Source organism: Paenibacillus guangzhouensis (genome assembly GCF_009363075.1).
Lineage (GTDB): Bacteria > Bacillota > Bacilli > Paenibacillales > Paenibacillaceae > Paenibacillus_K > Paenibacillus_K guangzhouensis.
The window spans coordinates 3910691-3932936 of the sequence record NZ_CP045293.1; the positions used below are offsets into that span (position 1 = coordinate 3910691).

21 protein-coding genes and 2 pseudogenes are annotated in these 22246 nt (G+C 48.1%); 7 read left to right on the plus strand and 16 right to left on the minus strand.

The features are described from left to right. Positions 1-28: 28 nt before the first annotated feature. Positions 29-331 (minus strand): YunC family protein, encoded by a 303-nt coding sequence (locus tag GCU39_RS17495; protein WP_152397304.1) that lies wholly within the window; start codon positions 329-331, stop codon positions 29-31. Between the two features lie 135 nt (positions 332-466). Between GCU39_RS17495 and GCU39_RS17500 the strand changes: the two genes are divergently transcribed. Then, positions 467-775 (plus strand): hypothetical protein, encoded by a 309-nt coding sequence (locus GCU39_RS17500; protein WP_152394693.1) that lies wholly within the window; start codon positions 467-469, stop codon positions 773-775. 48 nt (positions 776-823) lie between these two features. On the opposite strand, the gene GCU39_RS17505 is transcribed toward GCU39_RS17500, so the two are convergent. Then, entirely contained in the window at positions 824-2509 is a 1686-nt protein-coding gene (locus GCU39_RS17505; protein WP_152394694.1) for a sensor domain-containing protein, read from the minus strand. A gap of 20 nt (positions 2510-2529) precedes the next feature. Continuing rightward, complete coding sequence (locus GCU39_RS17510; RefSeq protein WP_152394695.1) at positions 2530-2904, minus strand: DUF423 domain-containing protein; 375 nt, start codon at positions 2902-2904, stop codon at positions 2530-2532. A 233-nt stretch (positions 2905-3137) separates the two neighbouring features. Between GCU39_RS17510 and GCU39_RS17515 the strand changes: the two are divergent. Then, positions 3138-3797: pseudogene (locus GCU39_RS17515) on the plus strand (DUF444 family protein); the annotation flags it as partial. Positions 3798-3890: 93 nt separating this feature from the next. Here the strand turns inward: GCU39_RS17515 and GCU39_RS17520 are convergent. From GCU39_RS17520 to GCU39_RS17540, 5 genes are all read right to left on the minus strand, one after another. Then, a complete protein-coding gene (locus GCU39_RS17520) occupies positions 3891-4058 on the minus strand; it encodes a GapA-binding peptide SR1P (protein ID WP_152394696.1) in 168 nt (55 codons plus the stop codon). 193 nt (positions 4059-4251) lie between these two features. Continuing rightward, positions 4252-4458, minus strand: coding sequence for a CAT RNA binding domain-containing protein (locus GCU39_RS17525; protein ID WP_152394697.1), 207 nt, complete (start codon positions 4456-4458; stop codon positions 4252-4254). A 51-nt stretch (positions 4459-4509) separates the two neighbouring features. Beyond that, positions 4510-7443, minus strand: coding sequence for a DUF5107 domain-containing protein (locus tag GCU39_RS17530; RefSeq protein ID WP_193726527.1), 2934 nt, complete (start codon positions 7441-7443; stop codon positions 4510-4512). Between the two features lie 163 nt (positions 7444-7606). After that, a complete protein-coding gene (locus GCU39_RS17535) occupies positions 7607-8098 on the minus strand; it encodes a DNA-deoxyinosine glycosylase (protein ID WP_152394699.1) in 492 nt (163 codons plus the stop codon). Positions 8099-8211: 113 nt separating this feature from the next. After that, entirely contained in the window at positions 8212-8430 is a 219-nt protein-coding gene (locus tag GCU39_RS17540; protein WP_152394700.1) for a hypothetical protein, read from the minus strand. Positions 8431-8892: 462 nt separating this feature from the next. On the opposite strand from GCU39_RS17540, the gene GCU39_RS17550 reads away from it, so the two are divergent. Beyond that, positions 8893-9744, plus strand: coding sequence for a DegV family protein (locus tag GCU39_RS17550; RefSeq protein WP_152394702.1), 852 nt, complete (start codon positions 8893-8895; stop codon positions 9742-9744). 129 nt (positions 9745-9873) lie between these two features. Here GCU39_RS17550 and GCU39_RS17555 read toward each other — a convergent pair whose 3' ends face one another. The 4 genes from GCU39_RS17555 to GCU39_RS17570 form a co-directional block, all read right to left on the minus strand. Next, positions 9874-11415, minus strand: coding sequence for a recombinase family protein (locus GCU39_RS17555; protein WP_152394703.1), 1542 nt, complete (start codon positions 11413-11415; stop codon positions 9874-9876). After that, the gene (locus tag GCU39_RS17560; protein ID WP_152394704.1) at positions 11370-11573 is read right to left on the minus strand and encodes a hypothetical protein; all 204 of its coding nucleotides are present in this window, start codon (positions 11571-11573) and stop codon (positions 11370-11372) included. Before GCU39_RS17560 ends, GCU39_RS17555 begins: the two co-directional genes overlap by 46 nt. 139 nt (positions 11574-11712) lie before the next feature. After that, positions 11713-12441, minus strand: coding sequence for a sugar isomerase domain-containing protein (locus GCU39_RS17565; RefSeq protein ID WP_193726528.1), 729 nt, complete (start codon positions 12439-12441; stop codon positions 11713-11715). Between the two features lie 44 nt (positions 12442-12485). Next, on the minus strand, positions 12486-13463 hold the full coding sequence (locus tag GCU39_RS17570; protein WP_152394706.1) for a BadF/BadG/BcrA/BcrD ATPase family protein: 978 nt from the start codon (positions 13461-13463) through the stop codon (positions 12486-12488). 142 nt (positions 13464-13605) lie between these two features. On the opposite strand from GCU39_RS17570, the pseudogene GCU39_RS17575 reads away from it, so the two are divergent. The 3 genes and pseudogenes from GCU39_RS17575 to GCU39_RS17585 all read left to right on the plus strand — a co-directional run. Further along, a pseudogene (locus GCU39_RS17575) lies at positions 13606-14118 on the plus strand (DUF444 family protein); the annotation flags it as partial. Beyond that, positions 14115-15551 carry a SpoVR family protein gene (locus GCU39_RS17580; protein ID WP_152394708.1) on the plus strand — a complete coding sequence of 479 codons (1437 nt, stop codon included), beginning with the start codon at positions 14115-14117 and terminating at the stop codon, positions 15549-15551. The pseudogene GCU39_RS17575 and the gene GCU39_RS17580, both read left to right, overlap by 4 nt. 180 nt (positions 15552-15731) lie before the next feature. Continuing rightward, positions 15732-17333, plus strand: coding sequence for an ATP-binding protein (locus tag GCU39_RS17585; RefSeq protein ID WP_227793249.1), 1602 nt, complete (start codon positions 15732-15734; stop codon positions 17331-17333). 45 nt (positions 17334-17378) lie between these two features. On the opposite strand, the gene GCU39_RS17590 is transcribed toward GCU39_RS17585, so the two are convergent. Beyond that, a complete protein-coding gene (locus GCU39_RS17590; protein WP_227793250.1) occupies positions 17379-18836 on the minus strand; it encodes an ATP-binding protein in 1458 nt (485 codons plus the stop codon). 491 nt (positions 18837-19327) lie between these two features. Then, complete coding sequence (locus tag GCU39_RS17595) at positions 19328-20137, minus strand: phytanoyl-CoA dioxygenase family protein (protein WP_152397305.1); 810 nt, start codon at positions 20135-20137, stop codon at positions 19328-19330. Positions 20138-20298: 161 nt separating this feature from the next. Between GCU39_RS17595 and GCU39_RS17600 the strand changes: the two genes are divergently transcribed. After that, positions 20299-21126: a helix-turn-helix domain-containing protein gene (locus GCU39_RS17600; RefSeq protein WP_227793251.1), complete on the plus strand. Its 828-nt coding sequence runs from the start codon at positions 20299-20301 to the stop codon at positions 21124-21126. Here the strand turns inward: GCU39_RS17600 and GCU39_RS17605 are convergent. Next, positions 21121-21546 carry an Rrf2 family transcriptional regulator gene (locus tag GCU39_RS17605; protein WP_152394711.1) on the minus strand — a complete coding sequence of 142 codons (426 nt, stop codon included), beginning with the start codon at positions 21544-21546 and terminating at the stop codon, positions 21121-21123. The genes GCU39_RS17600 and GCU39_RS17605 overlap by 6 nt on opposite strands. 149 nt (positions 21547-21695) lie before the next feature. After that, a complete protein-coding gene (locus tag GCU39_RS17610; protein WP_152394712.1) occupies positions 21696-22145 on the minus strand; it encodes a DUF3939 domain-containing protein in 450 nt (149 codons plus the stop codon). Positions 22146-22246 lie beyond the last annotated feature (101 nt).

Below are 22246 nucleotides of genomic sequence, written 5' to 3' on the forward strand. Positions count from 1 at the left end.
ACCTTTTTCCGGTTGGTCACCAAATGGTCTATACCATCTTAAGAATTGCATCTTTTCCCGTCATGCCGGGATGGATACCCATCGCATCTGCTTCATGGGTCACGGACTCGAGCGGGGCTTCTAACAATTCAGTTAAGGTTTTCACGCCAACAGCTCTACCAGCAATAATGTTCCGATCCTTCAATCTGTCATTGAGGAGTCCAACATCGAGCGCGCCGCACATAATGTAGCCACGCTCCGTTGTTACAGCAAGCAGCGTCGTCTTCGGTAATTTCACTTCAACCCCGATGACGGTCACACTGCCAATTTGAATCGGTTCAACCCGAACCATCATTTATCGCCTCCTTCATGTCGAGACTTTTATAATATATGCGTTTCAACCATTTTAGTTCTACATCTGATTTGAGAATCGTGGTACAATAGCACTACTCTTTATCTACGAAGTTGGAGGCGGCACATAGGCATTATGGATAACAATTCACGATCACACACATCTAAGCCAATAGGCTACTTGAACCAAGTTGATTTGGCCCAAGCACTATCGCCTAAAAATCCAACGGACATCCAGCTCTCTATCGAAGACATTATCCTCGCAGCCATACACCAATCGAAGCTCATTCGCTTCACCGTGAACAAAGGACGCGGCATTCAGCAGAGCATTCCTGGCCGGATCCTTGACTTTGATCCTAACCGTTCCATGATTCATGTCTATCATGTAGATGAGAAACAAGTCTACATTCTCAATCTCACAGAGATTGATGAGTTTATTGTCTAAGCCCAAGGAATGATAAAGGGAGCCCCTCGAAGGAGCTCCCTTTATCTATTATGCCATGACATTCTCTGTCAGCATCTCTTCAATTCTACCGACAGGCACTGGCGGACTATAGTAGTAACCCTGAATTTCATCACAGCTGTGCGCCTTTAGGAAATCAACCTGTTCCACCGATTCGACCCCTTCGGCAATGACTTGCAGATCCAAATGATGCGCCATCGCGATAATCGATGCTACGATCGCCGCCGCGCTGCGGTCTTCCATAATGCCGCGAACAAAGGACCGATCGATTTTGAGCCGATTGATTGAGAAATCTTTCAAATAACTGAAGGAACTGTATCCGGTACCGAAATCGTCAATACTAATGCCAACCCCCAGCTCGCGAAGCTCCTTCAGACAATTGGATGCATGGTTCACGTCCATCGTCATGCTCTCCGTGATCTCGAGGTCGAGATACTTCGCCTCAAGGCCCGTCTTCTCCAGCACCTGCCCCACCTTCTCGTTCAAATTCTGCAGAAGGAATTGGCGCATCGATAAATTCACGGATATCGGAATCGACGGCAACCCGGCTTGCTGCCAAGCTTTATTCTGACGGCATGCTTCTTCCAGCACCCATTCGCCCATCGGAACGATTAACCCGTTCTCCTCTGCCAGTGGAATGAACTGATCCGGCGGAATCAACCCTTTCTCCGGATGCTTCCAGCGAATTAATGCTTCCGCGCCAACAATTTGTCCGGTCTCCATATGTACTTGCGGCTGGTAATAGAGCAGGAACTCGCCATTCCTCATCGCTTTGCGCAATTCATGCTGTAAGGTTAGGCGCTCCAGCGATTTCGTAGACATCTCGGATGAGTACATCTGATAAAAGTTCTTTCCTTTATTTTTCACGCTCGAGAGGGCAATATCCGCTTGTTTGATCAGTTGTCTCGCATCCCCTTGATGCCCTCGGCTCATCGATATGCCAATACTCGCCGTGAGATGGATCGGCTGATCCTTCAGGATAAACGGATCGTCCAGTACTTGAACAATCTGCTTGCCCTTCTGAAGCGCCTCTTCCTCTGTACTAATGTTCACAAAGTAGAAAATGAACTCATCGCCATCCATTCTCGCAACGAAGTCGTATTCTGTCACGATCCGAGTCAACCGTTCAGCGATTTGCATCAGCAGCATATCCCCGAAATCCTGACCGAAGGAATCATTCACAAGCTTGAACCGATCCAGATCCATATAAGCGACTGCTACACCCACATCTGCCGAACGTGTTGCATCCAACAAATCTGTAAGCCGCTCCAAGAACAACCGCCGATTCGGCAGCCCTGTCATATCATCGTAATAGGACATATACCGAATTCGATCATTCACCCGCCGCCGATCACTTACATCTTGACTGATCAACACGACACGTTCTAACTGATCATCCTTCATCAAGGGATAGATCACCATTTGCAGATCGATTCGAAGACCATTCTTATCATCGAAGTAAGTCGCCTTCTGGGTTGCCTTCCCTTGGACAAGGCGCTCTTCGATGCATTTATTGGCATGAATTTTCTCATCACTTAACAACAACCGGTAATCCATGCCGATTAATTCGTATTCTTCATATCCGGTTAACTCACAGGTATGATGATTGGCATTTGCGATCTTCCCGTTCAGCTCTAATTCAATCACAGAGATCGGGTAATATTCCATTATCGCCCTCAGCAGCTGGTCATTAGAAGATTGCTTCTTCGCCTCCATGCGCACGATCCTCTCTTTATCTATGAGTTACGTAAAGCCGCTACAGCTAGCAGCAACCATCCGAGCAAGAATGCAACGCCGCCGAGCGGTGTAATGATACCAAGAATTTTAATGCCTGTAACGCTGAGCAGATATAGGCTTCCCGAGAATAGAATGATGCCCGTGAATAGTAGCCGTCCTGACCAAAGCAATTGGCGCGACGTCTTCAGATGCGCTGACAGTAGCGCAATCGCGAGGATCCCGAGCGCATGAATCATATGGTAATGAACGCCTGTCTCATATGTATTGAGCTGTGATGCCGTCAATATGGATTTCAAGCCATGAGCACCAAACGCGCCCAGAGCAACGGCAACAAGTAAATTTAGACTGCCGATCACGACGTACTTACGTAACATGGTCGAATCTCCTTTTCTGCTTTCCATATTTTAAACTTAGCTTAACCTCCTCTATCATAATAAAAAACGTCGTAATTTTCCATATCCTCCACGAAAACGACAATGATTCGATCCGTCCTTATCCACGCTCGCTGAATGCGGTCACATATCGTTCGTGCTTCTGAATATATTAGATTAACAGGCAATCAAGCACGCGTACGATTTTTTTGGGGAGGGGTTCCTGTATGGATAGAATGGATCAAGTGATGTCCATCGTATCGCGAGAAGACTGGTCTTTGCATCGAAAAGGGTTTCAAGATCAATCCCGCCATCAGCAAAAAGTACGTGACGCGATTAAACAGAATTTGCCCGATCTCGTCACCGAAGAGAACATTATCATGTCAGACGGCAAACAAATCATTAAAGTCCCGATCCGCAGTCTGGATGAGTTCCGCTTTATCTATAACTACAATAAGAAGAAGCATGTCGGTCAAGGGGATGGGGACAGTCAAGTCGGCGACGTGCTTGGCACCGATCCGAAGAGCGGCCCAGGCAAAGGGGACAAAGCCGGCGACCAGCCCGGCCAGGACCTCGTAGAGGCTGAAGTCAGCATCGAAGAGCTGGAGACGATGTTATTCGAAGAACTCGAGCTTCCTAATCTGCAGCAGAAAGACAAAGATCAACTCGAGACAACCGAAATTCGATTCAATGATATTCGCAAGACCGGCATCATGTCCAACATCGATAAGAAGCGTACAATTCTAGAAAATTTACGGCGCAATGCGACGGCAGGCGATCCCGGTATCCACGGCATTTCACCGGAAGACCTTCGTTACAAGACGTGGGAAGAAATCGTGACGCCGCACTCCAATGCCGTAATCATTGCGATGATGGATACCTCCGGTTCCATGGGGTTCTCATAATGAACTATAGAATACTCCCCCTTCTCTTATTGATAGCGATTGCATATCAGCGAAGAGACAGTTCGAATATCAGATAAGAAGATTTTACTTCATCGGGCTTATCGCAGTCGGTTCCATTGGCTCGTGTACTTCACAACCGTCACACAGACTGTACAGAACCGTTACTTTGTACGCATCAATCTCGTCAATGATTTCATTACACTGTTTACAGAGAACAACACCAAACTTTAAGCTGTCGCCATGGGTTGGCATTCACTTTCACTCCTTCATGTAATGGTTAAAATCGAACTTCTCTAGAAGCATATGCGCAAGCGATGTCGTACCATTCCACATCCCCCTACAAAAAAGGTAATTTTTGGATCCGAATTAAAAACAAAGAAGCCTGCACCAAGAACCATAAGGTTCTGCCAATGCAGGCAGTTATCATCGAATTCCATGGATTCTGTTATACGCAGCTCTTCATCGCGACATTGGAGGCGTGGTAGACAGGCAGCAGCAAATATTCCTCTGCAATTTCCTCATGGTCAATGACCATCCCCGGCTTCTTCATATAACCGATCCCTCTTCCAAAAAGAATGGACTTTGTCCCCGCTGAACTACTTACAATCACGGTATTATGGGATAAAATCTGAGTAATTTTACGATCCGACATCGTCATCCCTCCAAAAAAGTGGTCGTCATTCCCCTTCTCCATGTGAACGCGTTAGCCTTGCTGCAGCGCCTGTAAGCACAGCATGCGATAGATTGGACTTCGCTCATCCTGAGCCACGGTCTCTTCGTTATGTTCTAAATATCCCGCTCTGAACCATTGTCTAGCTGCTTCCATCTCTCCTAGCCTGCGGTAAATCATGGCCTTGTAATAGTACATTTCGGATAAAGACACCCGTTTGGAGTCTCCGTAATTCAAATTGGCGGGGTATTGGTCCACACGATCGATCCATTGCCTTGCGAGTTCCAGCTGCCCCTCATTCAGATGCTTCATCGCCATATGAATGACAAAATCGCGATAACAAGGGCCACTCAGCTCCTTGCCTTCCCAGTTCTCGAATTCCTCTTGCTGTAGAATCGCCCAAGCCTTGGATTCATCCCCCATAGCTTTATACGCTTCAACAAGCGCAATTAGAACGAGCGACCGGTTGTCCAATTGCTCCATTCGCTCAATCATTTGCTTGCGCCTGTCAAAATCTTGCCACAGCATATAAATCTGATCCAGCGCAAGAAGACAATCGACATTCGCGCCACCGTTCAGAGCAACATCCTCCGCCATCACTTTTTCGCTTAGCGCCATATCCTGCAGTTGTTCGTAGTAGATCTTGAAGCCAAGGTTGCGAAGCAAGACAGAATATCGGAGACCGCTGTTATAGGCCCGTTCATAAGCATATCGTGCTTCTTCCAGACGGCCAACAGCATAGTAGTAATTCCCGACGAGATAGTCAAGCTTGCCTGAATCATCCAGACTGCGATACCGTTCCGCCATCAACACAAGCTGAGGCTCATTCAGGAAAATATAATCAAGCGATGCAGATAGCACCTTCTCCAGACGTCGTTTCCGCTCCTCCGCAGTTACCGCATCAGTTAGACCGACCTTAATGAAGCTGGTCTTCATCGAAGGCTCTGCGACTAACGCTGCTACTTCGGCTGCATCCTGATGCAGTCCCATCTCCATATAATCAAGCGCGATCGGCAGCAGAATCCGCTCATCACCACAGGTATAGCGTAGAAGCTCCGATCGTACAGCATCATCCTTGCGAATAAGATAACGCGCAACAAGCACATATTCGTTCATCCGAAGCATCGGGCTGTATGGATAGGCATCTTCAGGATCCGAGAGCACACGCTCCGCGGCCTCCAGCATGCCATTATGCCGATACGCAGCAGCCAGCAACGTACGACGATAAGGGTCGCTGCCTTCCAGCAAATATTCGCGGCTTGACTGCACTTCCTTCCAATGACTCATCGAGATATTCAGCTTCGCGAGTTCGATCGCGGATGCCTGCGCGTATTCTGCATCCGCAGCAATATCGAGCAATAGCCGCCTTGCCTTCCTGCGATTACCGAGCATTTTCTCTGCCAGCGCAAGATGGAATCTGGCTTTGCTGTTCCGATTATCGTAATGCAGCACCTGAATGAAATACCCCATGGCTCGTTGTGGCTCTAATCGAGCTAGCAGGAGCTGCCCCAAACGATTAAGCGTCAAAGTACAAGTAGGGTACTTCACGAGATTTGCTTCATATCGCTGGACCGCTTCCGCCCATTGGCCTAATGATTCCTTTAGCTCACCCATCTTGTAGTGCTTCTCCTGATCCTCCGCACTTACAACATTTCGTGAGTCTTCAAACAACGCATGGTCAGGATATTCAAATGTGAATTCATCCCGCTCGCCGAAGCTTAAGATCCGCCTGCCTGCGCAATATAGATCCAATTGGAACGAATCCTCACCGAGGGGTCTGCTAAGGGAGAATGTCATTCGCACATTCTGATCTGGCGTCAAATCCCGAACCGCTTGCTGCTGCTCCCCGCAGCATGTCAACTGAATCAAGCATGCCTCGAGCTTCTCTGTCGCCGCGAATGTAAAAGTTATTCCCGAGGCTGAGGTCTCGAACTGGACAGCGACCTCCTTCTCCGCATAGCGGAACCCGTTCATATCCGAGACAGGATACCAGTATTCCGTCCACGTTAAGGTCTGGTGAGGCCGTAGAAATTTATAGACCATCTGACTCTCGAACAGGCCGCTCTGCATTTCAATATAAGCGGAATCATCATCGGTTAGCGAACGCGTCCAGGCGTGCGCATTGGCATCATTGCCCCATGAGAAAAACTTCGCGCCTTTCACTTTCTTACGGTCTGCATAATGCACGACACCATATTGTTCTTCGTGATTGTAAATACCGCAGAAGTTATGATTCATGAGCTTGCCGAATGTTTCATAGGAATAAGGAATTTCACTTGCTTGTCTGCAATCGTGATGTAGGTAGAACGGCCATTTCAAATAGCTCGCATCGATATGATTGAGGCACCAGTCGAACGGATAGATCAGCTCGACGCTCTGGTTGTAGGATACTGCGGTGTTCGTCCAGAAATAAAAACGATTTTCCTTCGGGGTAGGGTTCGTTAAGTAGACACGCTGCTCCATATAGGCTTGGCCTGGATAGAGCTTGATTTCTATTTTCCAATTCATATAAGAGATCTGCTCGATGCTGCCAAAGATCACCGAGCTGCTGCCATCGGCATGATTCAACGCTAGACAATTGACGCGGTCCATCGTCGTCGGCGAATGGCTGATCGGTGTATTAAATTCCATCCCGCCAGAGAACCATGCGCCGCGTGTCCCAATCATACGCGGCTTAATGACTTTGTTCGTGTACAGGAACTCTTTGCCGGTTCGCTTATCCTCGGCTCGGTACAGCCGTCCGCCCAAGGTTGGCAGGAACGTTAAATGCAAATATTCATTCTCCAATATAACCGCATCATACGTCTTCATCGATCTGACGGCATTCCGATGATTCTGCATCGTATATGGATAGGGATTTAAATGTTTATCCAGAATGGGGTTCAGATCCTCACGCAACAATTCATAGGTGGGCAATGTAATCACTTCGGCCCGGGCCTGTACAGTTCGCTCTTGAACGGTTGCCATGCATCTTCTCCTTTGCTCGGATATTCGATTATGACGAGAACCCGCTCCCCCCTTTGTCATAGGATATCAGCAATATTTCTAAGTTATTTCGACAGCCTAACTTAAATTCCTTCGCCAACAAGGCCATTAATTCATTTTTTTCCATACGGAAATTAGATGGATGTCATATCCAGACGATCTCATTCTTCCATGCTTCGAGCTTCCTCACATAAGCCATCGTATGCGCTGGACTTGTCGAAGGCAGCTTGTGCAGCTTCTTCCCCTCCAGATCAAGCTGAGGAGCAACCCGACGTGTGAACTCCTCATATGCCTTCGCTCCATTGAACATTAGATGGGTAATGCGGGGATACGCTTGGAATAACGAAATGAAGTCATTGGGTACCGCCTCTTGAATATTCGAATCGAGACTCCCTTCCCGAATACATTCCCCTAACACATCCCACAACCCGATTCCTCTAGATAATGCAAAAGCAATGCGCCGATCATAGTCCATCTCGAGCGGAGTTTGATACAAGTCATAGAGAATCCGCCAGAAATGATTCCTAGGATGCGCATAGTATTGATGCTGCGACAGCGAGACAACGCCGGGCATGGAACCTAATATCAATATAGTCGATTCGTCGTTCATGATCGGTGGAAAAGATTGAATGCGCATAGGGTCTCCTTTATATACCATGTCATTATGTAAATCACATTATAACGGAACAACCCGTTCGAATGGAACGGGCTGCTTGCGGGCTATCCATGCATTCATCATGAGGCCTTGTCCTAATAGGGCTCTGCCTCTACGTAATCAACGGTGTTGAATAGGATCTTCGTAATGACGGTTCGGCCATGGTGGCGATACCGAATGCTGAACATCGTTGTCGTCGCCATAACAATGTGTCCTGTATAGCCGGTACCATCTTGCAGCTCCACATTGACGCGATTGCCGACGTTTTGTTTGCAGAAATCACGAATATCGGATGGTGTCATCGTTCGTGACATATGTTCATCCCCTTTTATTCCTACACGTACACAGGATTCCAATAACCTATAACAAACGAATGAATCTCACACGAAAAAAAGGAATGACAACGATAATGTTGAGCCCGCGCCGTCTCACTCGCATTCGGAATGAGCTTCTGCCTGCTGATAAGATCCGCCCCCTTAGAAGGGTGCCATCGAACAAAGCAACAAGAACACGATCTCCAACATGATTTTTAACAAAGTTACGAATCCGCCTTACATGCTCCCGCAAACTCCATTTTACCTCTGCCATAGACCGAACACTTCCTTTCTGATCGATATACTACTAAAATATGAATCTCTGATCCTCTCGGACTGTTCATATACCCCTCATAGAATCGCACAATTCTATTGTTAACATTTCCCTACTCTATTTTTAGGTTCGTAGTATATAATGAGAACATTGTTCTTACATATTTTCATTTCAGGAGGTTGTTCTTCATGTCTAACATTCGGGTCTTCTCAGACAGCACTTGTGACTTGCCGCCTGAGTTACGCGAACAATATCAAATCGGCATTATTCCCTTGTATGTAACCTTTGGTGAAGAAGCTTATCGTGATGGCGAGGATATCACACCGATCCAGCTCTATCAAAAAGTCGACATCGTCGGTAGTCTTCCCAAGACGGCTGCACCTTCGCCAGGCGACTTCATAAAGGCGTTCACCCCTGCGATTGAAGCAGGACATGACGTGATCTTCATCGGTATATCAACCGAACTATCATCTACATGCCAGAATGCAAAAATAGCAGCCGATGAGTTCCCAGAAGGACGTGTTGTCGTCATCGATTCACGCAATTTATCGACCGGGATTGGTCTCCTCGTGCTTCAAGCTGCCCGTGCTGCCGAAACAGGGCATAACATACAGACAATTGAGCAAATGATAACCGAAGCGCGCGAACGCATCGAAGTTGAATTTATTATCGATACGCTCGATTATCTGCATAAGGGCGGCCGCTGCTCCAGTCTGCAGAACTTCATCGGCAGCTTGCTCAAGATCCGTCCTGTCGTAAAGGTCGTAGACGGCAAAATGATTCTCGCCTCCAAAATCCGCGGCAAACGCGAAAAGGCCTTTGATCAGCTTGTGCAAAATGCGCTGAAATTCAAAGACCAACTGGATGGCGCTACCGTCTCCGTCACCCACTCACTCGCAGAGACAGAAGCGGTGAAGATTCGCGAAATATTACTGCGCGAGACCAAGGCACACGAAGTGCTGCTCTCGGAGGCAGGCTGTGTTATCTCCAGCCACTGCGGTCCGGAAACCGTCGGTATTGTCCTTATGCGTAACGCTTAATCTCGAGGTGCTTCGGCTCGAACATAGAATATTCGATATGAACAAAAGAACGCCCATCGACTCTGACAATCAGATGCGATGGGCGTTCTTTTTTCCTCCTCGTGAATACCTTTAGCATAAGGGGCAGGCTTATTCTCTGCAAAAATGAACCTGATAGGAAATCGTTAAATGGCTTGAAGAGAGCGTCACACGATCCAAGAGTTCATGGAACAAAACCCGCATCTCCGCATCATCCTTAAGCTTCAAGTCTACGAAAAAATCATAGTATTCATGGAGTGCTGAATCCGAAGCCGGACGTTCCTCCAGCGCAGCAATCTGATGTTCGATCGCATTCACTTCCTCATCCACCTGTTCGAGCTGGCTTCGGAATGAACGCATTTGCTGCTCATACGTATTCGCATCGAACAGCTCACGCTGATGGAATAAGTCTACTTGGTCCTTGTGCCGCTTAGCCCGCAGGGTCAGCTTCGCGCTTAACGTTCCCCGAAGTCGCTCCAGATCCTGATGGCGGTCATAGGTGAACCGCAATTGGCCTTTGTCCACCTGAGCCAATCGCTTCCGAATCGCATCCAGCACGGCCCCTTCCAGCTGGTCGGCTTCCACATTGGGTTGCGAACATGCCCCTCGGCCATATTTGTGCGCTGTAGAGCAGACATAATAACGGTACGATTTGGCGCTGGTCGAACGCTTCTGGCAGACCATCCGCTTCCCGCAATGACCGCAATACAATAATCCTGTCAGAGGATGATACGCACGTCGAGGAGCCCCTTTCTTCCCTCTGTCCGCCAGGATATGCTGCGCGGCTTGGAACATCTCAGCATCGACAAGCGGTTCATGCGCATGCTCCATGACCTGCCAATCCGATGCGGGAATGCGGACCTGCACCTTGCGCTTGGACATTTTGCCTGTGTCATCATACTCCCGCTTCAATTGATTGCGACGCGTTCCATAGACCACATGTCCGATGTAAGCCTGATTGCGCAGCATTTTGTTCACGTTCTCCCGTGTCCACTGATTCCCGTTCTTCGTGCGGTATCCTCGCTTGTTCAGCTCCTCCGCTACGCGAAATGTTCCTAGACCCTGATGAACATACAGCGCAAAAGCTAACGTAGGAATCTCACAATATTCCGGATCAATCACGAGCCGCTGCGTTTCCCCATGGATTCGATAGCCGATCGGCGGCTCTCCGCTCCATTGTCCGCGACGTGCTTTTTGTTTCCTCGCGCTGCTTACCCGAGATGATATCTTCTTACTCTCTTGTTCAGACAAGACCGATAGAATATCGAAGGTAATGTTATCTTTGTTCAGCGAATCATAGTTATCATTTATCGCCACCACACGCACACCGTATTGTTCGAACATTCCGATAATGGCCGGATTTTCCTGCTTATCCCGGCCGACCCGGCTAACTTCCTTGAAGACCAGCAGCTTGAATACCTGCTCCCTTGCTGCTTGTATCGCCCGCTTCATCTCCTGCCGATCGAAGACACTCGTATAATACCCGGATACCGCTTCATCCCGATAGATGACAATATTCGAAGTATCATACTGCTCGCCAAGGCGATGAATATATTCCTCACATTGACTAATCTGATTCTCGATCGATTCTCCTTGCTGATCTGTGCTTACCCTCGCGTAGATGGCGCATCGGATTCGAGTCTCTGACTGCATCTGTCCGCCCCCTTCGACACGTTCGTATCCGCGGAGACCGGGTTCACGCTCACCTGAATCTTCACCCCGTAATGTTCGAGGACATACGATTTGAACCGTGTTTCAATCCACGCTGCGATAGGTTTATCGCCGAATGTTTCACTAACAGTATATAGCAAGGGACCGCCTCCCCTGATGGTCATACTGAAGTGTATGCGCAGCCGAACTTGTCTCATGCGCCCTGTCCCTTAGGCACCCACGTTGTCGCAAAAAATCAAAAAAGCCAGGGAAGCCCTGGCGATCCTGCCTAACATCTGATCAATAACCGCTCTCAGCGTATGCCTTCTCTTGTTCGTCGTTGTATGCCCATCCATCTGCATAATTATAGCTCTTATACACCGAAGGGGTCAGTCCTTTCGCCATCAGCTGGTCGATGGTCTCAGCTGTTACCGCCCACATGATGTACGCTGCCGACAACCCCGAAGCCGGGCAAATGCCTGTCCCAAGTCCCTCCACCTCGAGCAGTGCATCCCCGAGCGGGGCTCCGTTATCCAGGACGATATCCCCGATCTCGAACAACCGTTTCTGCGAAGAATGCATGGACTTGACTTGAGATGAGTAGGTTAACGACGTTAGTACGATCAGCTTCACACCCATTTCTTTGGCTGCGAGCGCGATATCGACGGCCTCCACGCTCTTGCCCGAGACCGAACCCATAATCAATACATCCCCCGGCATGACATTCGAAGCGCGCAGGAAATATTCGCCGAGCCCTTCCATCGAGCGTTCCTTCCCGTACAGGTCGCGCTTCCGAACCGGATTATCCACATGAAGTGTAGCCCGTAGCGGCTTCATGAGCAGCAATCCTCCAGCCCTGCGAATGAGTTCATGATCCACGATATGCCCTGTATCGTAGAGATGAACAGCCTGTCCTACCGCCGATGCTTCCGCAATGACGGTCGCAGCTTGTACAATCGCTTTCCGCTGCGTCGATCGTACACGCGCCTGCAGTGTCTCAATCGCTTCGAAATATCGATCCATCAACATAAGTACCCCTCCGATTTCATAATGCCACTCCATTTCGCATCTCTTCACCATAGCGTGTTATACATCAACGATGGATATCGATCCTGGATAGACTGCAGCATCGATGCGTCTGCCAGCTGGCCATTACCGCCAGCCGCTTCGGCAAGACGCTGTGCGAATAATCCGCCTAATGCCGGTTCGCACCGTGGTATTCGGACCTGAGCAGTCGGGTGCGCTTCCTGGACCTTCGTACAGAAGCGGTCGTACATCGCTCGGCACCCTTTCCATGCGCTTCCTGCGATCATCACCATCACTTCGTCGTCCTTCCGATACTTCCGCAGCATGGCATTCGTCTGCTCTGCCATCGCTTCGCCAGCCCGCTCGAAGATGTCCCGAGCCAGCGCATCCCCTTGCACTGCAGCTTCTGCGCCTAAGACGGCGGCCAGTGCAATCTGCCGCCGTGGGTTCGCCGCGCGATAGACATGGTAGATGAGCGCTTCCCGATCTTCCACCTGCCATGCGTTGATGAACAGCTGCGTGAGCAAGGTTGCCGGTTCACGGCCTTCGATATGCCGCAGCACAGACTGGATGATCTCCCGTCCGATTTCATAGGCACTGCCCGGATCGCCTATGAGATGCCCCCAACCGCCGATATGCAGCTCTTCGTCCGTTACACGGAACACGCCGGAGCCTGTCCCAGCCAACGCCACGACACCCTCCGGCTGCCCCAGTCCCGCCAGCAGCGCCATTTTGCCTTCGCTTAACCAAGCTGCGGCATCCACACTCACATACTGACGAAGAATCTCAAGGAACATCGCAGTTGAAGCCGGCATAGCATAGTAGACCTTCTGGATCGTGATCCCGCGATCGACATATCCATGAAGACATGATGTCAGGCAGCTCCGGATCGACTCGGCGATATCCGCTTGAGAAGCATAATTGATCGCTTGTCCCTGACCCACGCCCAGCACTTCAGAGCGATCATTGAATAGCACCGCGGTCAGCTTGGTTCCGCCGCCGTCTGCGCTAAGAAAATACCGCATCACTGGACTCCCCCTATGTCAATTCGTTATCCGACCTTCTCTCTTATACATATGACAATGCGGACCAAGCTAGTACACCTCACACCCTGGCAACTGTCATTCTAGCCTCATCGCCTCGCAATCAAAAATAGTTCATTATGAGACCCCTGGCTCCATGGGCAGCTTCGAAAAATATTGCGCGCGAAGCTTCTTCTTCTGGATGACCCGCTTCCTCCGCCAGCAATACGAGAAAGTGGAAATTGTGTTCATCGCGCACCATACGGAAGCGAAGGAAGTAACCGAAGATGAATTCTTCACGCGCGGCGAGAGCGGCGGGACGATCTGCTCCTCCGCTTATCTCAAGGCCCTCGAAATTATCGATCGCCGCTTCCCGCCCGCGAACTATAACATCTATCCGTTCCACTTCTCGGATGGCGACAACCTGACGTCCGATAATGATCGATGCGTCAAACTGATCGATGAATTATTGAAACGGTGCAATATGTTCGGCTACGGCGAGGTGAACCAATACAACCGCAGCAGTACACTCATGTCAGCTTACCGACATATCAATAAGCCGAATTTCATGCACTATGTCATCAAGGAGAAGGGCGAGGTCTATAAAGCGCTCAAAACGTTCTTTCACAAATCACCGGAAGGGGCGACGCGATCATGACGCAGGAAATCCGAGATCTGGAATTTGCCATTGCCGAGATTATGGAGATCGCCGACGGCTTCGGGCTCGATTATTATCCGATGCGCTACGAGATCTGCCCGGCCGACATTATCTACACCTTCGGCGCCTATGGCATGCCGACGCGGTTCAGCCATTGGAGTTTTGGAAAAACTTTCAATAAGATGAAGATGCAATATGATTTCGGTCTAAGCAAAATTTATGAGCTCGTCATTAACTCGAATCCTTGCTATGCGTTCTTGCTCGATGGGAACTCGCTTATTCAGAACAAGCTGATTGTGGCTCACGTCCTCGCCCATTGCGACTTCTTCAAGAATAACATCCGATTCTCCAATTCGAACCGCAATATGGTGGAGAGCATGTCCGCCACAGCGGAACGGGTAAGCCGCTATGAGCTCGAACACGGCACGGAAGCCGTCGAGAATTTCATCGATGCCGTACTCGCGATTCAAGAGCATATTGATCCGCAGCTCATCAAGCCGCAGCGTCTTGATAAGAAGCGATATACAGAGAAACGGATTCAACAAGCCAAAGACCAAGCAAATGCGTATAAAGAGCCAGGTGAATACGATGACCTGTGGGATCTGGATCCGAAAAATATTCTAAGTAAATCCGATCCGCAGACCAACCGCACCTTTCCGCCAGAGCCTGAGAAGGATCTCGTCTGGTTCATTCAAGAATATTCGCCGATTCTCGAGGACTGGCAGCGCGACATCATGTCGATGCTGCGTGAGGAGATGCTCTACTTCTGGCCGCAGCTGGAGACGAAGATCATGAACGAAGGCTGGGCTTCCTACTGGCATCAACGCATCATCCGCGAGCTTGACCTCACGAGCGATGAGACTGTTGAGTTTGCTAAGCTGAATTCATCGGTCGTTCAACCGTCGAGGAACAGCCTGAATCCTTATTATTTGGGACTCAAAATCTTCGAAGACATTGAACGCCGCTGGGATCAGCCAACCCAAGAGGAGCGTGATCGGCTGCATCGTGTTCCGGGCCAGGGAAGATCGAAGATTTTTGAAGTGAGGGAGCTTGATTCCGATACATCCTTCATCCGCAATTATTTGACGAAGCAGCTGACAGAGGATCTGGACCTCTATGTTTTCGAGAAGAAGGGCAACGAGTGGAAAATTACCGACAAAGCGTGGATGAATATTCGCGATCAGCTGGTCTATTCTCGTGTGAATGGCGGATTCCCGTTCCTGGTCGTACAGGATGGCGATTTTATGCGAACCGGGGAAATTTATCTGAAGCATCAGTACGAGGGGATTGAGCTTGATCTGAAATATTTGGAGCGGACACTGCCATTTGTGTATCAACTATGGGGCAAACCCGTTCATCTCGAGACCTTTGTCGAAGATAAAAAAGTGCTATTTACCTACGACGGCAGAAAACAAGCGCGCAAATTTCTATAAGGCTTCCTGAAAACTTATACATTTTCTCAATATGAAAAACGCTTAATACGATCTTCTCACCGTATGAGAAGATCGTATTTTTATGCCGAAAGACTCGACAACTTTCGATATTCTTTTGAACTTTTCTCATTTATAATAGAATCGAAGTAGATTTGATCGATCCTTGCGAGTCTGGGGTGTGTGAGATTGATTATTAATATAATCAGACAATTTTTTGTTCCCTCCATCAGTATATTCGTCATTTTATCGTCCATCTTTCTTCAAACCGCAACCAACTTATATCTCTTAATCATCACGGGATGTCTATTTCTGTCCAGCATTTTACTCGACAAGAAATTCCCGCAGTTGCAGCCATTCCAAATTGTTCTCCTTGGCGTATTCCATTGGAGCAGCAGTCTGAACTGGTGCCAGCTGCTCTACTGCATTCTGATCATTCTCACCGTGGAGCGTAAGACCAAATTTAGAGACTCCGTGCTCACCACGCTGCTCTACGCGATGCAATACACATTAATTAGTCTTACGTATCATCCTTTCAACACCTATAAGATGCTCGTGTCGATATTCGATATTCTAACTTTCGTCATCGTTCTCCTCCTCTACTACTTTGTCCACGTCTCCGAGATTGAGAAGAAACGACTTCGTGAGAAGTTCCAATTCCTTAGCACCCATGACTCCGTCACTGGACTCCTCAACTATGAAGGTTATATGAAATCCATTCAGAATGACGTCAAACGCAAAGAACCTTTTGTGCTGCTCCTCTTAGACCTACAAGACTTTAAATCCATCAACCACGAGAGCACCCAGAACGGGAATGAAATTCTAGCCAAAATCGCTCAGTTATTACGCACGTATTTTCCGAATGCCAAAGCAATGTCCCGATATGCCGGAGATCGGTTCGCACTTGTCCTACCTCCTTTTGATAACATTCATCAAGAAATTGCGGATGTGCTGGATTCGAATATGCTAGGATTCCAAGTTACGCATAGTACAACGCATTTCCCTCAGGAAGCAGAAAGTGCGCAAGAGATTATTACATTCGCAGAAGAGAAGCTGTTCCAGAACCGACGCAAGCTCTGGTTCAAGCGGGAAGAGAATATGTTCCGTACCGAGAAGCTCAAAGCCGTCGGGGAACTCGCGGCTGGAATGGCGCACGAAATTCGTAATCCACTAACCACCATCAAAGGGTTCATGCAGATCTCGATGCATCATGATTACAATATCCGGCCTTGGTTCGACACCATCATGAGCGAGATCACACGGATGAATGAATTAACCGCAGAATTCCTGCAGTTCTCGAAGCCGCATATCGGCAATATGAAGCCGGAGCCAATTGCCCATGTGATGGACCGTCTATTATATCTCGTGGAGTCAGAAGCGGCATTCCGTGGTCATCGGATCTATTACGAGCCGATCGGAATCCCTTTATTCATCCATATGGATCGTGACAAAATCGTACAGGTCTTACTTAATCTTGTCCGCAATGCGTTTGAAGCGATGGAGGAGCCTGGGGACATTTACATCCAGGTCGTACAGATCAATCACAAAGTCATTATCGAAATACGAGATACAGGGTGCGGCATTGCAGAAAATCATCTCGCCAAAATATTCAACCCCTTCTATACGACCAAAGATAACGGCACAGGGCTCGGTTTATCCCTCTGCCAGAAAATCGCGCAAGATCATGGCGGGTCGCTTGAAGTTCGCAGCACATTAGGCGAAGGCTCGATCTTTCGCGTCAATCTCCCGTTAGATGAAGTTGAGCTTCTCGAAGCTACCAACTAAATAGAGCCTGTACACCATGCTATGCATGAGGTACAGGCTCTATCGTTATTTGGGCAGCGGAAGCGTAATGCTGAACTGTGTCCCCCGCTCCTCATTGGCTTTCATTTGTATTTTACCGTTATGATTCTCAATAATCCGATAACAGATCGAGAGCCCAAGTCCCAGCCCATTCTCCTTCGTCGTAAAAAATGGGTTAAAGACGTTCTTCATCTGATCCTTCGAAATGCCGACGCCGTAATCTCGAATCGTAACGACAGCCGTATTCTGCTTCTTATTGCAGGTCAAGCGAATATCGACTTGTCCACCCTTCGGCATCGCTTCGAACGCATTCTGGATGAGATTGATCAGCACCTGCTTAATTTGAATGGAGTCGATAAAGATCGGGAGCGGTGTCTCGCATAAATCCGTCGTTAGGATAATATTGCTGAAATTGGCTTGACTCGTCATGAATTGCACCGTTTCGATCACAACATCCTGCAGGATGTGATCCCGTTTCTCCGGCGAGCTCGGCTTCGCCATTAGTACGAAATCAGACACCAAGCGCTTGAGGTCCAACAATTCACCGTAGACGATCTCCAGATAACGAACATGCATTTCACGGGACAACGGCTTCTCCCGAAGCAATTGAATAAATCCCATGATTGATGTCAACGGATTGCGAATCTCATGAGCAATGCCAGCGGCCAGCTTCCCAATCGCCGAAAATTTCTCATACGTTAACATCTGATTCTCCAGCTCATTTCGCTCCGTAATATCGCGCAGTTGCAAATAAGCCCCGGTCAATTCCTGATGGTCATTTACGACGGGGATCGCATCGAGTATGCATGTAATACGCTTATTCGCTGAGAGCAAGAACGTGCATTCTTGATTTTCAAATCGCAGACCATACAGGACGACATCGCACATATAACTCGCAAAGGGTTCAAAGTCGATGATCGACAGTCCAATCATGGAAGAACGCTTACGATTCATAATCCGCTCAATCAATTGATTGCATTCCGTTATCGTCCCTTCCGCATCCGTGATGATAATGCCGTTATTCACGCTACGAATAAGGGTATGATTCATAATATCTTTATTATGGTTCGTTCGCCGAAGCTCAATTTCACGTTCCATGGAGTCCACCATATTCGAGAGAAGCGGTAGCGCGAAGCTGCTATGGTGCTCAATGAAAGTCATCAGCGATACCGTTCCTGCCAGATGATCGGCGTGTTGAAATTGAAATGGAATACTGTAACAAGCTGTATTATACAGATATTCATGAAAGTGGTTGGTGCCAAGTAATTCAATCGGTTTCTGCTCCTGTAGTGCGAGATGAACGGCATTGGTCCCGAAGTCTTCTTCGATCATCTGGGAACCAACCTCCATCCCAACCTCGTTCAACAGACTACGAATCTTCTTATTACCTACAAAATCAATGATATAGCCCCGACCATCTGTCAGCGCAATGAGGATCGGAATTCCCTCAAGCTGCGAGCTGGTCTTCTTTCCAAAAAAATCCATTGCTGATATGACTTCACTATACATATTCCGAATTTTCCGGAGCTCTTCTTTAGTTAGACGGTTCCTCGAGAAAGGGATAGCGCTCGGGATCAGCCCTGACTCCAGGCATCTTTTTTTGGATTCAACAATGTATGAAGCTTCCATGGGTCATTCCGTTCCTTTCATTCAACGCAAAAAAAGTATGATATTCTCAAAGGATACCATACTTATTGAAATAAAACTTCCAAAATATTCTGAACATTGCACTTGCATAGGAAAAAAGTCATATAGATGTCATGGTTTGAAGGTGCATCTGCATCGAGAGAAAAGCCAAATTTCTCACGTAAGCCGCATAAAATAAAGGGATTGTAACCATCGATCGCTAATTTATTCCAGCTGATCATGATCGTCGGAGGTCGTAATCGCATATGAAAAAGGTCCTAGTTCACATACGAAAAGGAAAGCTTGATCCTTGGTTCAATCGATCCCTTGAACGTAGATAGTTGTTGCGGTTAATGGGGATACGCCGTAGCGAATAACACACCGCACGGTCCACCGTCAGGATTGATTCCCATCTCGGCCTCTGATCCATCAGCGCGGAATAATGGCCGATAGAATTCTCCGATCATCGATGCTGATGCATTCGCATAATGGCAGATGAATGCGCGGCGGAACCGGTCTTTTGATTTGTTGCGATAGGAACCATGAATGAGGTTTCCATTGAAGAATAGAACATCGCCTTTGTCCATGACGGCTGGAATCGCTTGCTGATCTTTGGGCGGCTTAACGTAATGGGTTGTGAAGGATTCCTGTTGATCAGCACGGTCAGGACAGACAATGTCATACTTGTTCGTCTTGGGCACTATCAGCATGCCTCCGTTTTCTTCATCCGCCGCATCAATCGCCGTCCAAGCTGCAATGCAGTTGCCCGGTTCGACCTTAAGATAGAAATTATCTTGATGCAGCGCTTGACCTCTGGAGCCAGGCGGCTTGTAGTAGAACATACTCTGTGCGGCTAGCGGTTCCTCTTCATAGAGATCCCTTAAGACATCCAGCACAGGTGCATGCAGCATATAACGCTTTGCTGTATCATTAAATCGATGCGGGTGCATCACACGTGGATAACGTGCGAGCGGATCGCTCTCGTCAGCATCCAATTGAGGTTCGAAATGACCTGGTATGGTCTGCCTGCTCATCATCTCAAACGTCTCTTCGATGATCCGCACATCAACCTCAGCAAATAGACCCTTCACGATCAAAAAACCTTCTTGCTCAAACTGCTCCTTCTGCTCCTTCGTTAATACACGTCGTGTATATGACATCATTAGCGCCTCCCTTGAACATCCTTCACCTTCATTCTTCTCCTACAGTATATGCGAGAGACCCACTGGATCTAAATCATCGATCCTGCTAATCTCTCACACAATTCTGCTATTCTTCTTGTCGAGCGTCCTGCTGCGTCATATGATTAGGGGAATATGAGTTGGATCGGAAGGGAGAGATCGGGATGTATCAAGAGTACACGAAGATGACGTTCGAAGAGGAACAACGGATCATCATTGCAGGGCACTACCATGCACCAGATACGTATGCATCCAAGCGGCCCTATGGGCGGAAGGATTGGCTCATGATCTATACGCTTGGCGGGGAAGGGTACGCGTCAACACCTAACATGAATGTCATCTGCCGGACGGGTGACATGACGCTATTGAAGCCTGGGATACCGCATCACTACGGTACGCGTAAAGGGGAGATATGGCATATGGTATGGGCACATTTCTCGGATCAACGCATGGAACCGCATTTACTGCCGCATCATGAAATCCATCAACAGCCGATCGAAAATGAATCCGCTCGTCACCGCATTTACAGTGCATTCGAGCGAATGATTACCGATTCAACTGAAGGTGGACCCTATGCCCAGGAGCTCTGTTACAATGCGTTACGTGAAATTCTCATGCTGCTTGCGCAGCGCGGGATGCAGAAGCTCGATGCACGTGTAGAAGAAACACTATTCCTCCTCTCACAGCATATTCGCGACCCTTTGAAGGTCGATGTCATTGCGAGAAAAGTCGGTCTTTCTCCATCGAGATTATCGCATCTATTCAAAGAAAACACCGGGTGCTCCATGATTGAAATGCTCAATCAAATGCGGATCCGTCAAGCGGCATTACTCCTGAAGCATACCGATCGGAGCGCATTTGAAGTGAGCCAGGATGTAGGGTTTCATAATTATAATCATTTCATTAATCAATTTCGCAAACTGATCCATATGACGCCAAGCGCTTATCGTGAACAAGATCCATTATGACGGTGCATGAAGAATATCATTCGCCACTTGATCGAGCGTCACGCGCGCAAGCTCTTGCTCCATCGCCTGCTGCGCTCTAGCGAAATTCATCTCCAGCGTGCTCTGTATGTTTTTACCCACGATGCACGCAGGATTCGGATTCTCATGGATCGCGAACAGTTCTTCTTGCACACCAACTTGAACGGCGCGATACACGTCAAGGAGCGTAATATCATGCAGCGGACGGACCAAGGTCGCTCCGGCTACACCCGGACTGGAATGGATTAATCCAGCTTTATTCAATAAGCTCATCATCCGTCTGATGACGACGGGATTCGTATTCACACTTCCTGCAATAAGTTCTGAAGTAATACGTCCTGATTTATGAAGTTCAAGCAGCGTCAAGATATGGACCGCGACGGAAAAACGACTGCTAATCATCCTCATTCCTCCTCTGTCTACAGCAATTTACGCTGTAACGATTATAGTTACACAGCAATCAAAAGTCAATTTCGGGTACAAAAAGAGCATCCCCTTCGCAATTCCCTTGGGGATGCTCATGATTCTCGCAATGCTCATACACGGCCTGATTACGGGGTGTGGCTTAACATATACTCCTCATCCGTGATATACAACGGAAATGGAGGCATTTCTTTCAAATAATATTCTTGCATGAGCAGTTCATAATGAACACGGTTTTCCGCGCAATCTTGCAGAATGGGCAATTTGTGATTATCGTCCATGTAGGCATCGACAGCTTCTTGTACAATGTCCAAATAATGAGGAATCAATCGATCCTTCTCTGTAAAAATTTCATACGTTTGGGTACTCATATAATAATTTTCGATCGGAGTTCCACCTAAATAAGGGACGAGCCGCGCCGTGTTAATCCGATTATCCTTGTCCACAAGAATAGTGCGTTTCACATTTTTTGGCAGATTCGCCTCGAATTGAATAACAGCTTTCTCAATATCTTTCAACGTCGTTTGAATACGTGCCGGCTCTTGATTAGGTTTGTTTCTCCTCCAAAATGTCCACATAGAGCTCCCTCCTCGGCATGTTGGTAAGCGTTCTCAAACTAAGCCTACGGTATAACGATATCGTTGTTTCCTTGATCCTATTATACCATATTTTCCACATT

Excerpts from the sequence above, each read along its gene's own strand:
- GCU39_RS17495 (WP_152397304.1), bottom strand. The coding sequence starts at position 331 with ATGGTTCGGGTTGAACCGATTCAAATTGGCAGTGTGACCGTCATCGGG.
- GCU39_RS17500 (WP_152394693.1), top strand. The coding sequence starts at position 467 with ATGGATAACAATTCACGATCACACACATCTAAGCCAATAGGCTACTTG.
- GCU39_RS17505 (WP_152394694.1), bottom strand. The coding sequence starts at position 2,509 with ATGGAGGCGAAGAAGCAATCTTCTAATGACCAGCTGCTGAGGGCGATA.
- GCU39_RS17510 (WP_152394695.1), bottom strand. The coding sequence starts at position 2,904 with ATGTTACGTAAGTACGTCGTGATCGGCAGTCTAAATTTACTTGTTGCC.
- GCU39_RS17520 (WP_152394696.1), bottom strand. The coding sequence starts at position 4,058 with ATGCCAACCCATGGCGACAGCTTAAAGTTTGGTGTTGTTCTCTGTAAA.
- GCU39_RS17525 (WP_152394697.1), bottom strand. The coding sequence starts at position 4,458 with ATGTCGGATCGTAAAATTACTCAGATTTTATCCCATAATACCGTGATT.
- GCU39_RS17530 (WP_193726527.1), bottom strand. The coding sequence starts at position 7,443 with ATGGCAACCGTTCAAGAGCGAACTGTACAGGCCCGGGCCGAAGTGATT.
- GCU39_RS17535 (WP_152394699.1), bottom strand. The coding sequence starts at position 8,098 with ATGCGCATTCAATCTTTTCCACCGATCATGAACGACGAATCGACTATA.
- GCU39_RS17540 (WP_152394700.1), bottom strand. The coding sequence starts at position 8,430 with ATGTCACGAACGATGACACCATCCGATATTCGTGATTTCTGCAAACAA.
- GCU39_RS17550 (WP_152394702.1), top strand. The coding sequence starts at position 8,893 with ATGTCTAACATTCGGGTCTTCTCAGACAGCACTTGTGACTTGCCGCCT.
- GCU39_RS17555 (WP_152394703.1), bottom strand. The coding sequence starts at position 11,415 with ATGCAGTCAGAGACTCGAATCCGATGCGCCATCTACGCGAGGGTAAGC.
- GCU39_RS17565 (WP_193726528.1), bottom strand. The coding sequence starts at position 12,441 with ATGTTGATGGATCGATATTTCGAAGCGATTGAGACACTGCAGGCGCGT.
- GCU39_RS17570 (WP_152394706.1), bottom strand. The coding sequence starts at position 13,463 with ATGCGGTATTTTCTTAGCGCAGACGGCGGCGGAACCAAGCTGACCGCG.
- GCU39_RS17580 (WP_152394708.1), top strand. The coding sequence starts at position 14,115 with ATGACGCAGGAAATCCGAGATCTGGAATTTGCCATTGCCGAGATTATG.
- GCU39_RS17590 (WP_227793250.1), bottom strand. The coding sequence starts at position 18,836 with ATGGATTTTTTTGGAAAGAAGACCAGCTCGCAGCTTGAGGGAATTCCG.
- GCU39_RS17595 (WP_152397305.1), bottom strand. The coding sequence starts at position 20,137 with ATGTCATATACACGACGTGTATTAACGAAGGAGCAGAAGGAGCAGTTT.
- GCU39_RS17605 (WP_152394711.1), bottom strand. The coding sequence starts at position 21,546 with ATGATTAGCAGTCGTTTTTCCGTCGCGGTCCATATCTTGACGCTGCTT.
- GCU39_RS17610 (WP_152394712.1), bottom strand. The coding sequence starts at position 22,145 with ATGTGGACATTTTGGAGGAGAAACAAACCTAATCAAGAGCCGGCACGT.